A 16,929-nucleotide genomic window follows, 5' to 3' on the forward strand; every position below is an offset into this window, starting at 1 on the left:
CCGACGCTCTCCCGCTCACGCCTTGGGATAAACGCGGCGCCACGGCCGGACCGTCACGCTCTCGAACAGGCCCGCCTTGGCGTACGGATCGCCGTCGGCGAAGTCCCGGGCCGCGGCGGCATCCGCGCACTCCACGACCAGCAGGCTGCCCACCATGCCGCTTTGGTCGTCGGACAGCAGCGGGCCGGCGGCGAAGATGCGGGCGGCGTTGGCCTCCAGATAGGCCAGATGCTCGGCGCGGTTGGCGGCGCGGACATCGGCGGCGCCCGCCTTGTCGACGCAATGGAACATGAACAGCATGGTTTTCCCTCCTCCGGTTCCGTGGGGCGGGAGCCTAGATCGGATCGCGTGAAATCGGAATCGATTTGAAGCGCGAGTCCGATCGGCAATCAAAAGCCACAGCGTCGTGCGCCTGATATTGAACGCGCGACGCTGCAGCGCAGCGCACCGCCCGGCGGACGCGCCGGCTATGCCGGTGCGCGCCGGCGGCGCGGCACGGCCTTGCCTCCCTTGCACGGGCTGTAGGCGCCGGGATCGATGCGGCCGAAGGTGATGCCGCTGCCGGCCAGTTCGGCCAGCGCCGCCAGTCCCAGGGCGCGCGCGGCGGCCAGCGCGATGCGGCCGCAGGCCTCGGCATCGCTTCCGGCATTGTGGTGGTCCAGCGCGATGCCGAGGAACTCGGCCAGATGGTTCAGCCGGTGCCCCGTAAGGTCGGGCCAGGCGCGCCGCGCCAGCACCACCGTGCAGAGATAGTCGCAGGCCGGCCAGTCCAGTTCGTAGGCGCTCAGGGTATGGCGCAGCACGCTGATGTCGAAGGCGGCGTTGTGGGCGAGGATCAGCCGTCCCTGCAGGCGCTCGCGCAGCGCCGCCCACACCTCCGGAAACTCCGGCGCGTCGGCCACGTCCTCCTTCCGGATGCCGTGGATGGCGCTGTTGAAGGGGTTGAAGCGCAGGTCGCGCGGCCGGATCAGGTGCTCTTCCGTCGCGGTGACCCGGCCGTCGTCGATCCAGGCCACGCCGATCGAGCAGGCGCTGGTCCGGGTTTCGTTGGCGGTCTCGAAATCGATGGCGACGGCGCGCTCGCCGCCGGGAGCAAACCCCGTGGGCAACATGGTCATTGGCACTCGGTACTCTTGAGGCACGGTGGGGCGGGCCCGCGGCCGGGCGCCGGTCAGAGCCGGATCAGGCGGGCGAGGTCGTCGGGCAGCGCCCCCTCGGCCGCCAGGACCCGCAGCCTCAGCAGGCTGGCAACGGCCATGGCGTCGGTGATGGCGCCAGCCATGACCATGTCCATGACCTCGGCGAAGGGAACGCGGCGCAGGGCCAGCACCTCGGTGTCGTCGGGCGCCGCCTCCCCCTCCTCCAGCCCCCAGGCGACGAAGGTGTGCGCCACCTCGTCGGTGAGGCAGTTGGACAGGTGCAGCGTTCCCAGCGGCATCCAGAAGCGCGCCGACAGGCCGGCCTCCTCCTTCAGTTCGCGCGCTGCGGAGATTTGGGGATCGACGTCCTTGCGCCCGCCGCCCTCCGGGATCTCCCAGCTATACTGCTTCAGCGGGAACCGGTACTGGCCGACCAGGGTGATGGTGCCGTCGTCATGGACGGGGACGACGCCGGTGGCGAGGCTGCGCGGATGCATGACGCCGTAGATGCCGGGAAGCCCCTTCGGAGTCAGGACCTTGTGCTCGATCACCTCCATCCAGGCATTTTCGTATTTCGTCGTGCTGGTCAGCACGGTCCAGGGATTGCCGGTGGACTCACCGGTATCGATCGGCACGCGAAGCCCTCCGTCGGTTGCGGAGGGAGTATAGGAAGGCGGGCCGACGCCCGCAACGGTCCCGGACCGGCCGGCACAGAGTCGAAATGGTCAAAATTTAGCGGCAATTGGCGGAAACCAAATAGAAATCCTTAAGCATTGGTTTCTTGACAGTCAAAACCGCGACACTTAATTCTAATTTGCGGCACGATTTTTCGCCGCCCCACCTCGAACGGGCGAGGCCCGTTCATGCCTTTCGATCCGGAAAGGACAGGCCCCGTGGTTGCGCAGCTCGGACCGCAGGAACTGGAGCGCTGGCGGAATGCCGACTGGCGCACCCGGCTCGCCGCCTGGTGGGAAGGCTACGACCTCTCGCGCCTGCCCCGCATCCCGAACGCCGCGCCCCCGCCGGGAACACCGGCTCGCCCCGTGCCGCACCCGGTGGAAGCGGTGGGCGCCGGGGCGCCGCGCGACGCCGGGCCGGTGGCGGCGGAGGCCGTCGCTTCCGACCTCGACCGGCTGGCGTTGATGCAGTTGGACCGCCACGGCGAACCGGTCTGGTCGCCGGCCCGCAGCGAGGGGGCGCAGCTCCTCTGGGGCCAGGACATGGTCGGCCCCTCCGGACCGCACTGGATGGTCGAACAGATGCGCTCCTTCGGCCTGAACCCGTCCAAGAGCGTGCTGGACCTGTCGGCCGGGCTGGGCGGCACCGCCCGCGCGCTGGTGGAGAGCTGCGACACCTGGGTGACCGGGCTGGAGCCGTCGCCGCTGCTGGCCAGGCTGGCGATGGACCGCTCGAAGACGCTGGGGATGTCGAAGAAGGCGCCGGTCGCGCATTACGACCCGGAGCACTTCAACCAGGCCGGCACCTTCGACCTGGTGATGGCCGACCGCATCGTCCACCGCGTCCGCGACAAGGAGCTGTTCCTCGACCGCGCCGGCGAGTGCATCAAGCCGAAGGGCGGAATCGTGCTGTTCGATTATGTGATCGACGGCGCTCCCGGCTCGTGGGACGCCTGGAATGGCTGGCGGGACGAGGAACCGATGGAGGTCTATCCCTGGACCGCCACCCGCATGGCCGACGAGCTGACCCAGCGCAACCTCGACCTGCGAATTTCCGAGGACCTGACCCAGCTCCACCGCCGCCACGTCATCGACCGGGTCCGTGGCCTGGCCGACGCCCTGGCTGCCGCCGCCGTTCCCGCCGGGCCGGTGCTGGCGGCGCTGAAGCGCGAGCTTGCGCTGTGGTGGGCGCGGCTGCGGGTTCTGGGCAGCGGCCTGCGCTTCGTCCGTTATGTCGCGATGAAGCCGGCGTGAAAAGCTGGGCGTCCCGCCCCATTCATATCCTGTAAGCCATAATATCAAAGTCTGTAATACCGCCGCACGCTGCCAGTAAGCGGCCGGGTGGCGTCATGATGCCCGCGGGGCGGGACTGTCGCCGCCCCGTTCCGCGGTGCCCGAAGGCGCGTTGATACCCCGGCGCCGCGCCCTACATCTTGGCAGTACGACCTGCCGGATGCCGGCGGGCCGCGGACCCGAACCCCGATGCGAAGCGCTCTTCCAAGCGCCACGAGGCGCAAGCCCGAGCCAAAAGCCCCAAGCCAGGAATCAAGGAGGCTTCCCGTGACCACCTTCACCGGTCAGGACTCGCTAAAGACCCGCCGTTCGCTCAGCGCGGGCGGCAAGAGCTACGACTATTTCAGCCTGAAGGCCGCCGAGCAGGCGGGATTGGGCGACCTGTCGCGGCTGCCGTTCTCGATGAAGGTGCTGCTGGAAAACCTGCTGCGGTTCGAGGATGGCCGCACCGTGTCCGTCGACGACGTCAAGGCGGTGGCCGAATGGCTGGTCGACAAGCGCTCCGACCGCGAGATCGCCTACCGCCCGGCGCGCGTGCTGATGCAGGACTTCACCGGCGTGCCGGCGGTCTGCGACCTGGCGGCGATGCGCGAGGCGATGGCGTCGCTGGGCGGCGACCCGGCCAGGATCAACCCGCTGGTACCGGTCGACCTCGTCATCGACCACTCGGTGATGGTCGACTATTTCGGCGGCAACGACGCCTTCCAGCGCAACGTCGACCTTGAGTTCGAGCGCAACCTGGAGCGCTACGCCTTCCTGCGCTGGGGGCAGAAGGCCTTCGACAATTTCCGCGTCGTGCCCCCCGGCACCGGCATCTGCCATCAGGTCAACACCGAATACCTGTCGCAGGTCGTCTGGACCGACAACGACCCGTCGGGCAAGCCGGTCGCCTATCCGGACACGCTGGTCGGCACCGACAGCCACACCACCATGGTCAACGGGCTGTCGGTGCTGGGCTGGGGCGTCGGCGGCATCGAGGCCGAGGCCGCCATGCTCGGCCAGCCGATCTCGATGCTGATCCCGGAGGTCGTCGGCTTCAGGCTGACCGGCAAGCTGAAGGAAGGCACCACCGCCACCGACCTGGTGCTGACCGTCACCCAGATGCTGCGCAAGAAGGGCGTGGTCGGCAAGTTCGTGGAGTTCTTCGGGCCGGGCCTGGACAGCATGACGCTGCCCGACCGCGCCACCATCGGCAACATGGCCCCCGAATACGGCGCCACCTGCGGCATCTTCCCGATCGACGCCGAGACCATCCGCTACCTGACCTTCACCGGCCGCGACCCCGACCGCGTGGCGCTGGTGGAAGCCTACGCCAAGGCGCAGGGCATGTGGCGCGAGCCGGGCAGCCCCGATCCGGTCTTCACCGACGTGCTGGAACTGGACATGGCCACGGTCGAGCCGTCGCTGGCCGGACCGAAGCGCCCGCAGGACCGCGTGCCGCTGTCGGGCGTCGCCCAGGGCTTCGCCAAGGACATGGCCGACGCCTACAAGGCCGACGACCCCAAGAAGGCGGTCGCGGTGAAGGGATCCGACTACAGCCTGGAGCAGGGCGCGGTGGTGATCGCCGCCATCACGTCGTGCACCAACACCTCCAACCCGGCGGTGCTGGTCGCCGCCGGCCTGCTGGCCAGGAAGGCGGTCGAGAAGGGCCTGAAGCAGAAGCCCTGGGTCAAGACCTCGCTGGCGCCGGGAAGCCAGGTCGTCACCGACTACCTCGCCAAGGCCGGGCTGCAACCCTACCTCGACCGGCTCGGCTTCAACATCGTCGGCTACGGCTGCACCACCTGCATCGGCAACTCCGGCCCGCTGCCCGAACCGATCGCCGCCGCGGTCGAGGAGGGCAACCTGGTGGTCGGCGCCGTGCTGTCGGGCAACCGCAACTTCGAGGGCCGCGTCAACCCGCACACCCGCGCCAACTACCTGGCCTCGCCGCCGCTGTGCGTCGCCTATGCGCTGGCCGGCAACCTGAACGTCGACCTGACCAAGGACCCGATCGGCACCGGCACCGACGGCGAGCCGGTCTACCTGAAGGACATCTGGCCCAGCAACCGCGAGGTGCAGGACGCCATCGACGCCTCGCTGACCGCCGAGATGTTCCGCAGCCGCTACTCCGACGTCTTCAAGGGACCGCAGCAGTGGCAGGCGATCGCCACCGCCGAGGGCCAGACCTACCAGTGGCAGGAGGGCTCCACCTACGTGAAGCTGCCGCCCTTCTTCAGCGGCCTGACCAAGACGCCGGACCCGGTGTCGGACGTGCGCGGCGCGCGGGCGCTTGCGGTGCTCGGCGACTCCATCACCACCGACCACATCTCCCCCGCCGGCTCGATCAAGAAGACCAGCCCGGCCGGCGAGTATCTGCTGAGCTACCAGGTGCGGCCGCAGGACTTCAACAGCTACGGCGCCCGCCGCGGCAACCATGAAGTCATGATGCGCGGCACCTTCGCCAACATCCGCATCCGCAACGAGCTGATCCCCGGCGTCGAGGGCGGCGAAACCAAGCATTACCCCTCGGGCGAGCGTCTGCCGATCTACACCGCCGCCATGCGCTACGCCGACGAGGGCGTGCCGCTGGTGGTGGTCGCCGGCAAGGAGTACGGCACCGGATCGAGCCGTGACTGGGCGGCGAAGGGCACCAAGCTGCTGGGCATCCGCGCGGTGATCGCCGAGAGCTTCGAGCGCATCCACCGCTCCAACCTGGTCGGCATGGGCATCCTGCCCCTGCAGTTCAAGGACGGCGTCACCCGTGCCGACCTGAAGCTGGACGGCTCCGAACGCTTCGACATCGCCGGCATCGAGCAGGACCTGCGCCCGCGCAAGGACGTGCAGCTCACCCTCACCGGCGCCGACGGCAAGACGGAGCAGTACAGCCTGCTGCTGCGCATCGATACGGTGGAAGAGGTCGAGTATTACAGGAACGGCGGCGTCCTGAACTTCGTGCTGCGGAACCTGGCCAAGTAGGCCACGGCCAACGCCCTGACCCTCCGAAGCTTGGCAACCTGGGAGGGTCAGGGCGTCGGAAGCGGCAGCCGTTCCGGGCTTCCCGCCTCGTTATCCCCAAGAAGCAAGGAACTGGGGATAACGAGATTGACGTGCTTGCCTTTCAGCGCCATCGTTATCCCCAAAAATTTCGTGACTGGGGATAACGATGGCCGATTTTGCCAGGCTGGCCACACCGATCCAGGCTACCTACAGCGAGATCAACAATCGGGCGCATGACGACGCCTTGGTGCCATTGACCCGCACTCCCGGCTCTTTCCACATGAAAACGGTGAAGGGACGCCGCTACTGGTATCAGCGAGTGGTGGAAGATGGAAAGCCGCGGGACCTGTCGTTGGGTCCCGATACGCCGGACATGGCCGAGCGCATCGAGCGCATGAAGGCGGATGCGGTGGTGACCCGTGAAGCTCTTGATGAGCGTCGGCGGCTGGTGCGCGCATTGAATGCCGCAGGGCTTCCGGCTCCCGATGCTCTGTCCGGGCGCGTGATGGCCAAGCTAGCTGATGTCGGCATCTTTCGCATGGGGGGCGTTCTGGGTGGCACCCATGCATTCCGGACCTATGGCCCGATGCTCGGTGTACGCCTGCCTGCCGAAACCGGCATTACCGGCGATGTGGACATCGTCAGCGTGACAATCGGATCCGAGGAGCGGACCGAGCCGCTGGACCATGTTCTGAAAGCGGTGGATGCACGGTTCAAAGGCATCGCATCGATGGTGGGCCAGGGAGGCACCTACCGCTGGCGCTTGGACGCCAATGGGCAGGTGGTCCTGGTGGAATTGCTCACGACGTTTGATGAGCGCGATCAGGAGGATCCGACACCGCAGCCGACATTTGGCGCCATGGCGAAGCCTCTGCGGTTCATGGAATTCTCAATGGAGGGAACGGTTACCTCAACCGTGCTCCATGACGCCGGCGTTCCGGTGATCGTACCGGACCCGGCGCGCTATGCCTGCCATAAGCTGATCGTGGCACAGGTTAGAGGCTCCGGTGCGCCCGAGAAGAGGCGCAAGGATCTTGACCAGTCACGGCAACTGTTCGAGGTCATGCTGCAGGATCGGCCAGCCGATGTGGACAGCGTTTTCTCCGACCTGCTTTCTCGCGGTCCGAAATGGCGCAGCCATGCGGCCGGGTCGGTCGCAACGCTCCCCGATGACATCCGTGAGACGCTGCTTGCATGGGCTGGCGACCACCCGGATTTCGTGGAGCGGGTCAGACGCCTGCGCCCGAAAACCATGTGATGGTCTTGCGTCAGCAGCCCCTCACGCCGCCCCGGCGCTGGCCATCATGCGGCGCAGGTCGTTGGGGAAGACCGGCTTGTGCAGGATGCGGAAGCCCTTGCTTTCGGCCTCCTGCTGGCGTTCGGGAGTGGTGTCGCCGGTCAGGATGATGCCGGGCACCGTACGGCCGATCATCGACTGGACGGCGACCAGCGCCTCCGGCCCCGTGCGGCCATGCTGGAGCTGGTAGTCGGCCAGCATGATCTCCGGGCAGCGCCCGTCGGCGCGCAGCCGCTCCAGCGCCTGGTCGCCCGACTTGGCGGTCACCACGTCGTAGCCCCAGCCCTCCAGGATCGCCTTCAGGCCGAGCAGGACGATGGCCTCGTCGTCGATCACCAGCACCATGCCCTTGCCGGCCGCCGGCTGTGCCGCCGGCGGCGGGGCGGGCGGCTTGGCCGCGGTCCTGCCGGCCAGCGCGCCGACCACCGCGCTCACCGCGGCACCGACCGCCGGGGCGCCGGCCGCCGGGCCGCGATCGTTGGCGACGGAACGCTGGGCCAGCGATGCGGCGGCGGCGGCGGTGCCGTTGGCCGGCCGCGGAGCGCCCAGGATCACCCGCGGGAGTTCCACCGCGAAGGCGGAGCCCTTGCCCTCCCAGGAGCGCACGGTCACCGGATGGCCGAGCAGCCGCGACAGGCGCTTGACGATGGCCAACCCCAGGCCCAGCCCGCGCTCGCTGCGCTCGCCGAGTTGGGTGAACTCCTCGAAGATGTCCTCCAGCCGGTCGGCGGGGATGCCGGCGCCAGTGTCCCACACCTCCACCCGCAGCCCGGACGGGGTGCGGCGGCACCCGATCAGGACCTTGCCCTTCGTGGTGTAGCGCAGGGCGTTCTCCACGAGGTTGCGCAGGATGCGCTCCAGATGGGCGGGATCGGTGTGCACCCAGGCGCGGGTCGGCACGGCACGCAGCTCCAGCCCCTTCTGGGCGGCGCGCGGCCCGTATTCGGCGACCAGCCGGCCGAGCAGCAGGTTCAGCCGGACATCGACCGGAGCCGCGACGATCTTGCCGGATTCCAGCCGCGACATGTCGAGCAGGCCGTCCAGCAGCGCCTTCAGCGTGTCCAGGCCCTGGCGGATGTTGTCGAGGATGGGCAGCGCCTGATGCCCCTGCAGCCGGTCGGTCAGCGCCGCGGTGAAGAGGTAAAGCGACTGGACCGGCTGGCGCAGGTCGTGGCTGGCGGCCGCCAGGAACTTCGACTTGCCCTCGTTGGCATGGTCGGCCTCCTCGCGCGCCCGGCGCAGTTCGGCCTCGGCGCGCTTGCGGTCGGTGACGTCGACGGCGGCGCAGGTGACGCCCTCCACCCGTCCGGCCGGGTCGCGCAGCGGGTCGACGGTCAGGTCGAAGAAGCGTTCCTCGCCCTTGCAGCGGATGCACACCTCCTCGCGGGCGGCGATGCCGCTCTCCATCACGCGGCGCTTCAGCGCCATCATGACGTCGGTGTCCTCGCCATGATCGAACAGGTCGGTGTCGGTGCAGCCGATCAGCGCCTCCGGAGCGACGCCGAGCCATTCGGAATGGGCCCAGGTGTAGCGCAGGTCGCGGTCCTGGTTGAACACCACGACGCCGGAGTTCCGCAGGCCGGTGCGCACGCGCTCCTCGGCCACGCGCAGCGCCTCCTCGGTGCGCTTGCGCTCGGTGATGTCGATCCCCGACGCGATCAGGTGGGTGACATGGCCGTCAGGATCGACCATCGGCGTCAGGTTGACGTCGACCGTCAGGTCCTGCCCGTCCGGCATCCGCAGGTCGACGTCGAAGCGCGAGGACCGGCCAGCGGCCCCCACGGCCAGCGCGTTGCGCAACTGCTCCCGTCCGGCCTGATCGCCGGCCTCGCTGGCCGCCAGCCAGCAGATCTCGTCGAAGGGACGGCCAAGGATGCGGGCCGGCGGCAGGCCGGCGGCGTCCGCCGCGGCCCGGTTGACCTGGGAGACCGCGCCGTCCGGCGTCAGCACGCCGACGAAGGCCGGCAGCGCGTCCAGAACCGCGCGGATGTGGCGCTCCGACTGGCGCAGAGCCGCCTCGCGCGCCTCAAGCCGGTCGGCCATGGTGTCGAAGGCGTGGCCGAGCTGGCCGATCTCGGACGAACGGTCCGACAGCTTGACCCGCGTGGCCGTCCGCCCCTCGCTCCAGTCGCGGGCGGCGGACACCAGGGCGTCGACCGGGCGGCGGATGAACAGGGTGCCGCCGATCCAGGCGGCGGCGGCGGCCACCAGGAAGCCGAGCAGGCTCATCAGCAGGCCGTCGCGGGTGGCACGGTCGACCGCGCCCATCGCGGCGCCGCGATCGACGCCGACGCTGATGAAGAGGTCGCGGATGCCGGTCGCGGCCGGCGAGAAGGCCAGGATGCGTGAGGTCCCGTCGGGGCCGGGAACCGTGGTCACCCCCGCCTCCATCCCGGAGAGCAGGGGCAGGTAGCCGTCGGGAAGCCGCTCCCCGGCGCGGCCGTTGCTTCCCGGCAGCCGGACGAGGATGGTGCCGGCCCGGTCGGCCACGGTCAGGGTGGCGTTGGCGGGAAGCGGCTGGGCGGCGAAGGCGGCGGTCAGCCATGGAACGTCCAGCGACAGCGCCACCACGCCGGCCTGCCGTCCGCTGGCATCCGCGTAGGGGCTCGCCACCGGCAGTTCGCCGCCGGCGGCGCCGGACCGGGTGATTGTCCACTCCCCGACCACAAAGCGGTTCTGCGCCATGGCGCGGCGGAAATGCGGCTGGGCGCCCAGCGTGCCGCCGACGCGCGACGGGTCGCCGCTGCACAGGATGCGGCCCTCGGCATCGGTGACCGACAGGGCGCGGTATTCGCTGGACCGGCTGGACAGCCGCTCGAGATAGGTCTGGCAGGAGGACACGTCGCCGCCGCGCAGGAAGGGCGCTTCGGCGATCGCCGTCACCATCAGCCGCGCATTGTCGATGATCCGGACATTCTCGGTCTCGACCCGGTGCAGCAGCCGCTCCGCCTGGCCGGTGACCTCGGCCTCACGCTCCGAGCGCTGCTCGAGCACGCTGTAAACCTGGATGCCGATCGCTGGAAGCACGGCAAGCAGGACCAGAATGAAGAGACGCGCCAGAAGAGTCATGATGCGGACACTGCTCCCATCACCAAGCCGACCGGATGGATCGCCGCATGCGTCCACCGTGTCGCCGCTCATAGGGCTAACGCATTCTTGGTTAAGCGCTGGTTAACCCTGAAAATTGGACAACAACAAGGAGGATAATCAGCAGACGAGAACACGGTCTCAGCCGAAATTGCGGCGGACCGCTGCGGGTTTGCACCAAGCTTTATATCATATTTCCCTGGTTACGCCTCCTTCGAACGGGGTACTCGGCTGCCGAAAGGGTGGGAGATGGTGCAAGTGATGCGCGATCATTATGGAAGCTCCTTCCCGTGCCCGCCGCGATCCCCGGCATCACGGATCGCGGCACAGCCGTGCGGGAACAGGGCGGGCACTGGCTTGTTGATGGCTTGCAATGACCGAACCCTTCCATATCCCCCCGCTCCGCACCGCCCCCGATGGCACGCCGCGCCGCGTCGGGGTGGAGCTTGAATTCGCAGACCTGGACGCGCCGTCGGCCGCCGCCTGCGTGCACGAGCTGTTCGGTGGCACCGTCACCCGCGAGAACCCACACCGCTGCACGGTGAGCGGGACGACGCTGGGCGATTTCACCGTCGAGCTGGACATGCGCTCCGCCCATCCCGGCAAGGGCGGGGCGGCGGTGCTCGATCCGCTGCGTCCGCTGTGGGGGAACATCGGCAGCCTGGTGATGCCCTTCGAGATCGCGGCGCCGCCGGTCTCCTTCGACCGGCTGCCCGATCTGGAGGCGCTGGTCGCCGCGCTGCGCGCCCGCGGCGCCGCCGGCACGGACGCCAGCCCGCTGTTCGCCTTCGGCCTGCACTTCAACCCCGAGGTCGCGCGGACCGACGGCAACTATGTCCTGGATCACCTGAAGGCGTTCCTGGTCCTGGCGCCCTGGCTCCGGCGCGAGATCCGCGTCGACCCGACCCGGCGCCTGTCCGGCTTCATCGCCGCCTTCCCGCCGGCCTATGCGGCGCGGGTGGCCGACCCCGGCTACCGCCCGGAACTCGGGGGCCTGATCGACGACTATCTGGCCGACAACCCGACCCGAAACCGCGAGCTCGACCTGTTCCCGCTGTTCGCCTTCCTCGACCGCGACCGCCTGGCCGCGGCGATGCAGGACCCGCACATCCGGCCGCGTCCCACCTTCCACTACCGGCTGCCCAACGCGCGGCTGAGTGATCCGGCCTGGTCGCTGGCCGCCGACTGGAACCGCTGGGTGACGGTGGAGCGGCTGGCTGCCGACCGCGGCCTGCTGGACCGGCTGGGCGCCGACTACCGCGCGGCGGTCGAAGCACAGGCGCTGGGCACCTGGCCCGAGGCCGTCGATGCCTTCCTGTCGGCCAATCCCGGCATCCATGGCCCTGTGCCCTATGATGGCGGCGACAGCCATGGCGGCGATGGGGACCATCCCCCGGCGTCGGCCCTCCGGACCGGCTGAGGAGGCGCCCATGGCCGCCATCGTCGGCAGGACCCGGCCGCTGGTCGGCATCACCGCATCCGTCCACGGCAGCCGCATCGCCGCGCTGGCGAACCGGCTGGCGCTCTGGCGTGCCGGCGCCTCGGCCGTCCGCATCACCGCGGAGGCCCCCTTCCCGATCGACCGGCTCGACGCGCTGGTGGTCGGGGGTGGCGACGACATCGACGCCTCCCTCTATGGCGAATCGGCCCGGCCGCACATCCGCATCGATCCCGAACGCGACCGGCTGGAGATGAGGGCGCTGGACTGCGCCGCCCGGCTCGGGCTGCCGGTGCTGGGCATCTGCCGGGGATCGCAGATGATCAACGTGCACCGCGGCGGCTCGCTCCACGTCGACATCCACGAGGTCTACGAGGAAGCCCCGCACATGCGCACGGTGCTGCCGCGCAAGCGCATCTGGATCGAGCCGGACAGCCGCCTCTACCACATCCTCGGCATTGCGGAATGCCGGGTGAACGCCCTGCACCACCAGTCGGTCGACCGGGTCGGCGAGGGGCTGCGCGTGGTCGCGCGTGAGCGGGCGGGCGTCGTCCAGGGCATTGAGGCCCCGGCTGAGCCCTTCCTGATCGGCGTGCAATGGCATCCGGAATATCTGGTCGGCGATTCGCGCCAGCAGGGCCTGTTCCGCCGTCTGGTCGCCACCGCCGCCGGAACCGCCCCAGGCGACGAGTTCGGGGGCGAGTTCGGCAACGCGTTTACCGAGGACGACGCCGGGCAGGCGGCACGCGACCGCATCCGCGTGTCCGGCTGAACAGCCGCGAGCACGCCACCGATACGCCACCGATACGACGGTTCTCCGCTGCGATGCCCCCAGCCCCCGACCCCCGCCCCCGGCGGCTGCGGATCGCGGCTGAAGGCCATGGGAACGGCATTGCACACTCCCGGAACGCGACAGGCGCCGCCGGAGGGATGGCTCCGGGGCGCCTGTTCGCTGAAGCGGTCGGCCGTCCTCCGTCTCCGGACCGATGACCCGGAGACGGAGGACGGCGACCCGATGGCGGTGCTTAGTTGCCGCCGCCGCCCGAGCCCTGGTCGGCACCGCAGTTCGGGGTGCCCGGCGGGCAGTGGGTGCCGGTCGCGGTCTGGTTGTCGCGCGGGATGTTGCTGCCGGTGTTGTTGCCCATGCCCGACGGGGCGGTGGTGACGCCCGGAACCGGCGAGGTCGTCGAGCTGCCGCTGTAGGTGCCGGTCGTGCCGCCGGTGGAGCCGGCCTGCGGCGAGGTGGTGGCGCCCGGAGCGGTGTGGACGACACCGTCCGGCCCCACGCGGGTGGTGCCGTCCATGGTGTTTCCGGTGGTCTGGGCCATGGCCGAACCTGCCATCAGGATCACGGCCGAAACGGCGCCGATCATCAGGTTACGCATCCTCGAACTCCTTCATGGTGGCAACGCCTGCAGATGGGCGTCTTTTCCGAACGGCACGGATCTGATGCCGATGACCGGCTCCGCACCCCGTTCGCCGATATTCAACAAAGCAATCCCGAGTTGGTTTCGTGTGAAGCGTTGACATTGCGCGGAAACCATGCAGGGGCGTTTGGCGAGGGGAAGTCCCCTTCGGCGTGACCCGGACGCCCCGCCGCCGCCGCGGGAACAACGTCGCGACGCATGGGTTCAAGGCCCGGGGCGAAAGGCCCGCCCGCCGGACAGCGTTCGCCGGTATGACAACGCCGCCCCAGACAGGCGCCCGACCACGATGAAGCCAGACCATCCCGCCCCCTTCCGCCGTTCGCCGAACCCCGCCGACCGGCGGGCCGAACCCGTGTTGCGCCCCGGCGCCACCTGCTGGCGGACCGAGCGCGCCGGGCGGGTGGCCGTGCTGGTCGACGGCGCCGACTATTTCACCGCCGCCCGCGCCGCGATGGAACGGGCGAGGCGCTCCATCCTGCTGATCGGCTGGGACATCGACCCGCGCATGCGGCTCGACCCGACCCGGCCGGAAACGCTCGGCCGTTTCCTGACCCGCCTGATGCGCTCGCGGCCGGAGCTTCACATCCGGGCGCTGAAATGGGACATGCCCTTTCCCATCGAGTTGGAGCATCCGCACGAGCCGCTGGAGCGCCTGGACCGCAGCACCGGCCGGCGGCTGAACGCCCGTCTCGATTCCGAGCTGCCGGTCGGTGCCGCCCAGCACCAGAAGCTGCTGATCGTCGATGACGCCCTGGCCTTCTGCGGCGGCATCGACCTGTCCTTCGACCGCTGGGACACCTCGGAGCACCGCGACGACGACCCGCGCCGCCTCTGCCCCAATGGCGAGCCCTACGGCCCGCGGCATGACGTGATGATGATGGTCGACGGCGACGCCGCCCGCGCGCTGGCCGAACTAGGGCGGGAACGCTGGCGCTGCGCCACCGGCGAGACGCTGGAGCCCTGCCCGGCGCCGGAACACGACCCGTGGCCGGACTGTCCGCTGCCCGACTGCAGCCATCCGGTGATGACCGACGTCATGGTCGGGGTGTCGCGCACCCTTCCCGCCACCGCCACGCTGGCGACCGTCCGCGAGGGCGAGGCGCTGACCTTCGCGGCGATCGCGGCGGCGGAACGGACGATCTATCTGGAGAACCAGTATTTCGCCTCCGCCCGCGTCGCCGAGGCGCTGGCCCGCCGGCTGGCGGAGCCCGACGGGCCGGAGGTGGTGCTGGTGGTGTCGATGGAAAGCCCGAGCTGGTTCGACCGCATGGCGATGGACACGCCGCGCTCGGTCGCCCTGCGCTGCCTGCGCGACGCCGACCGGCATGGCCGGCTGCGGGCCATGACCCCGGTCACCGAGGCCGGCAAGCCGGTGATCGTCCACTCCAAGGTGATGGTGGTGGACGGCCGGCTGCTGCGCATCGGGTCGTCGAACCTCAACAACCGCTCGATGGGGTACGACACCGAATGCGACCTCACGGTCGAGGCGCCGCTGCCGGAAGGACCGGAGCGGGTGGCGGTGGCCGACGCCATCGTCGGCGTGCGCAACCGGCTGCTGGCCGAGCATATGGGCATCGCCCCCGAGCGGCTGAGGGCCGCCGTCCGGGAAGCCGGCAGCCTGGTCGCCGCCATGGACCGCCTGCAAAAGCCGTCCGGCCGGCGGCTGGAGCCGCTGCCGGCCGACGACCCCAGCCTGACCGAGCAGGCCTTCGCTGCGCTGCGCATCGCCGATCCCGACGATCCGGAGGAGGCCTGGGCTCCCTGGAAACGCCTGCCGGCTCCTCCCCGCTCCGCCCTTCGCGCCGCGGGCGCGGCGCTGCTGACGGTCGGTCTGGCGGCCGGGCTCTGGGGGATGACGCGGGCGGCCAACGGCAGGCGGCCATCCAACTCCTGACCCCTGCCGCCCCCTTAATCCTGCGCCCGGCGGCCCGGCCGGCGGAACCGTCATGACCTGTCCGCCCGGCCGCCGGAACCTCGTCCGGGGGGCCGCCTTCACGACCAGCGGAAAGAAAAAAGCCCGGCTTCGTGGAGCCGGGCTCAAGGAGCGCAGGGTGGGGAACAGGGGGGCGCGGCGGGTTGCGGCGCCCCCCGGAACCGGATCGATCAGGGCCGGGTCTGTGCGACCGTGCCGTCGTCGGAGATGACGATCTCGACCCGGCGGTTCTGCTGGCGGCCGGCATCGTTGCTGTTACTGGCGACCGGCTGGGCCTCGCCCATGCCCTGGGTGACGATGCGCGACGGCGAGACGCCGCGGGCGGTCAGGGCATCGCGGACGGCCTGGGCGCGGGCCTCCGACAGGCGGAGGTTGGTGGCGTCGCTGCCGGTATTGTCGGTGTGGCCCTCGATCCGCACGGTGCGGGCCGGATGGGCCTGCAGGAACTGGGCAAGCCGGTCGACGCGGTCATAGGCGCCGGAGGTCAGCTCGGCCCGGCCGGTGGCGAACAGGATGTCCCCCAGCGTCATGACCAGGCCGCGCTCGGTGCGTTGCGCCTGCAGGTCGCGGAGCTGCTGTTCGAGTTCGGTGTTGCGGGCCTGGAGCCGGTAGGTGTCGGCGTTGGCGACCACGGTCTGGGCGCCCTTGACGCCGGCGGTCTCCTCGGCGATCCGCACGCGCTGGCTCACCAGATAGGCTTGGTGATCGACTTCGGAGGCGGCGGCGCCCTGGTCACGCATCGCCTCGGCCCGGCGCAGCGCCTGTTCGGCGTCGCGAAGCTGCAGCGGCGCGTTGGCCGCGACCTGCGGGTTCGCCGAGGCGAGGCTGTATTGCTGGCGGGCCTGCATCAGCGCGGCGCTGTCGGTCGGCTGGCTGGCGCAGCCGGCAAGGCCGAGCCCGAGGCCGGCCAGGACGAGAAGGGCACGGGCGGCGGTGGCCGTCCGGGGCGCTCCGTTGCGCATGGAATTGGCGATCATCGACGCACCTCCGGATAGGTGTAGCCCCAACTGTTGCCGGGCACGGCTGCACCCGGGGCGGCCGGCGCGGCGACCGACGGAGCCGGGGCGGCATAGCTGGAACCGCTCGGCATGGTGCCGTCGGCCGGCAGCGTGCCGAGCGAGCCGGTGGTGGTGCCGGTAGAGGAGCCGCTGTAGATGCCGGTGGCGGAGCCGGGGGTCATCGCCGTCTGCGGAAGGTTCGGGGTGGCCGACTGCCGCACGGCGGCGGCGGCCTGCTGGGTGACCGCCCGCTGGGAGGTGATGGTCGCCAGCTCGGCATCGACGCGGGCCTCCTCGGCGAGGCGGCGCGCTCGGGTGCGCTCGTCGGCGCGCATGGCGGAATCGGCGGCGGCCAGCTTGTCGCGGGCGCTCTGCAGCGCCACCGGCGCGTATTGCAGGGCGTTGGCCCGCTCGGCCTCCTGGACCGCCTGGGAAGCGGCGCCGAGCTGGGCGGTGGGCGGCGGCACGTCGGAAGCGCAGGCGGCCATGCCGAGCGCCGCCGACAGGACGGCGGCGGCACGCCACCGGATCGTCGTTGCGGAGGTACGGGTCATCGCGTCGGGTTCCCCTCAAGGACGGAAAGGACGGTGCATCGCTCCGAACGCTCCTGGCCGGATGACCATGCCCGTTCGGGTTGTTCAAGCGTCCAAACGCACAGGCC

At 70.1% G+C, this 16,929-nt stretch carries 13 protein-coding genes; 6 read left to right on the forward strand and 7 right to left on the reverse strand.

The features are described 5' to 3' along the window. Positions 1-15 precede the first annotated feature (15 nt). The 3 genes from J2850_RS14645 to J2850_RS14655 all read right to left on the reverse strand — a co-directional run bounded on the left by J2850_RS14645 (position 16) and on the right by J2850_RS14655 (position 1,774). Complete coding sequence (locus J2850_RS14645) at positions 16-300, reverse strand: YciI family protein (RefSeq protein WP_209982848.1); 285 nt, start codon at positions 298-300, stop codon at positions 16-18. A 167-nt stretch (positions 301-467) separates the two neighbouring features. Continuing rightward, positions 468-1,118, reverse strand: a complete 651-nt coding sequence (locus tag J2850_RS14650; RefSeq protein WP_209982850.1) for a 3'-5' exonuclease — start codon at positions 1,116-1,118, stop codon at positions 468-470. A 53-nt stretch (positions 1,119-1,171) separates the two neighbouring features. Beyond that, the gene (locus J2850_RS14655) at positions 1,172-1,774 is read right to left on the reverse strand and encodes an NUDIX domain-containing protein (RefSeq protein ID WP_209982852.1); all 603 of its coding nucleotides are present in this window, start codon (positions 1,772-1,774) and stop codon (positions 1,172-1,174) included. Positions 1,775-2,032: 258 nt separating this feature from the next. Here J2850_RS14655 and J2850_RS14660 point away from each other — a divergent pair, with 258 nt between their 5' ends. From J2850_RS14660 to J2850_RS14670, 3 genes are all read left to right on the forward strand, one after another. Continuing rightward, complete coding sequence (locus tag J2850_RS14660; RefSeq protein WP_209982853.1) at positions 2,033-3,070, forward strand: class I SAM-dependent methyltransferase; 1,038 nt, start codon at positions 2,033-2,035, stop codon at positions 3,068-3,070. Positions 3,071-3,376: 306 nt separating this feature from the next. After that, entirely contained in the window at positions 3,377-6,067 is a 2,691-nt protein-coding gene (acnA, locus tag J2850_RS14665; RefSeq protein ID WP_209982855.1) for an aconitate hydratase AcnA, read from the forward strand. A 187-nt stretch (positions 6,068-6,254) separates the two neighbouring features. Continuing rightward, a complete protein-coding gene (locus J2850_RS14670; RefSeq protein WP_209982857.1) occupies positions 6,255-7,346 on the forward strand; it encodes a GSU2403 family nucleotidyltransferase fold protein in 1,092 nt (363 codons plus the stop codon). Between the two features lie 21 nt (positions 7,347-7,367). Here J2850_RS14670 and J2850_RS14675 read toward each other — a convergent pair whose 3' ends face one another. Further along, entirely contained in the window at positions 7,368-10,454 is a 3,087-nt protein-coding gene (locus tag J2850_RS14675; RefSeq protein WP_209982859.1) for a PAS domain-containing protein, read from the reverse strand. Positions 10,455-10,845: 391 nt separating this feature from the next. Here J2850_RS14675 and J2850_RS14680 point away from each other — a divergent pair, with 391 nt between their 5' ends. Beyond that, complete coding sequence (locus tag J2850_RS14680; protein WP_209982861.1) at positions 10,846-11,892, forward strand: amidoligase family protein; 1,047 nt, start codon at positions 10,846-10,848, stop codon at positions 11,890-11,892. A 10-nt stretch (positions 11,893-11,902) separates the two neighbouring features. Next, a complete protein-coding gene (locus J2850_RS14685) occupies positions 11,903-12,682 on the forward strand; it encodes a gamma-glutamyl-gamma-aminobutyrate hydrolase family protein (RefSeq protein ID WP_246513076.1) in 780 nt (259 codons plus the stop codon). Between the two features lie 253 nt (positions 12,683-12,935). Here J2850_RS14685 and J2850_RS14690 read toward each other — a convergent pair whose 3' ends face one another. Beyond that, on the reverse strand, positions 12,936-13,295 hold the full coding sequence (locus J2850_RS14690; RefSeq protein ID WP_209982863.1) for a hypothetical protein: 360 nt from the start codon (positions 13,293-13,295) through the stop codon (positions 12,936-12,938). Between the two features lie 328 nt (positions 13,296-13,623). On the opposite strand from J2850_RS14690, the gene J2850_RS14695 reads away from it, so the two are divergent. After that, positions 13,624-15,231, forward strand: coding sequence for a phospholipase D-like domain-containing protein (locus J2850_RS14695; protein ID WP_209982865.1), 1,608 nt, complete (start codon positions 13,624-13,626; stop codon positions 15,229-15,231). A gap of 209 nt (positions 15,232-15,440) precedes the next feature. On the opposite strand, the gene J2850_RS14700 is transcribed toward J2850_RS14695, so the two are convergent. Both J2850_RS14700 and J2850_RS14705 read right to left on the reverse strand, forming a co-directional pair. Then, positions 15,441-16,247 carry an OmpA family protein gene (locus J2850_RS14700; protein ID WP_246513077.1) on the reverse strand — a complete coding sequence of 269 codons (807 nt, stop codon included), beginning with the start codon at positions 16,245-16,247 and terminating at the stop codon, positions 15,441-15,443. Next, on the reverse strand, positions 16,244-16,822 hold the full coding sequence (locus tag J2850_RS14705) for a DUF4398 domain-containing protein (RefSeq protein WP_209982867.1): 579 nt from the start codon (positions 16,820-16,822) through the stop codon (positions 16,244-16,246). The genes J2850_RS14700 and J2850_RS14705 overlap by 4 nt, the downstream gene beginning before the upstream one ends. Positions 16,823-16,929 lie beyond the last annotated feature (107 nt).

Source organism: Azospirillum picis, assembly GCF_017876115.1.
GTDB classification, from domain to species: Bacteria; Pseudomonadota; Alphaproteobacteria; order Azospirillales; family Azospirillaceae; genus Azospirillum; species Azospirillum picis.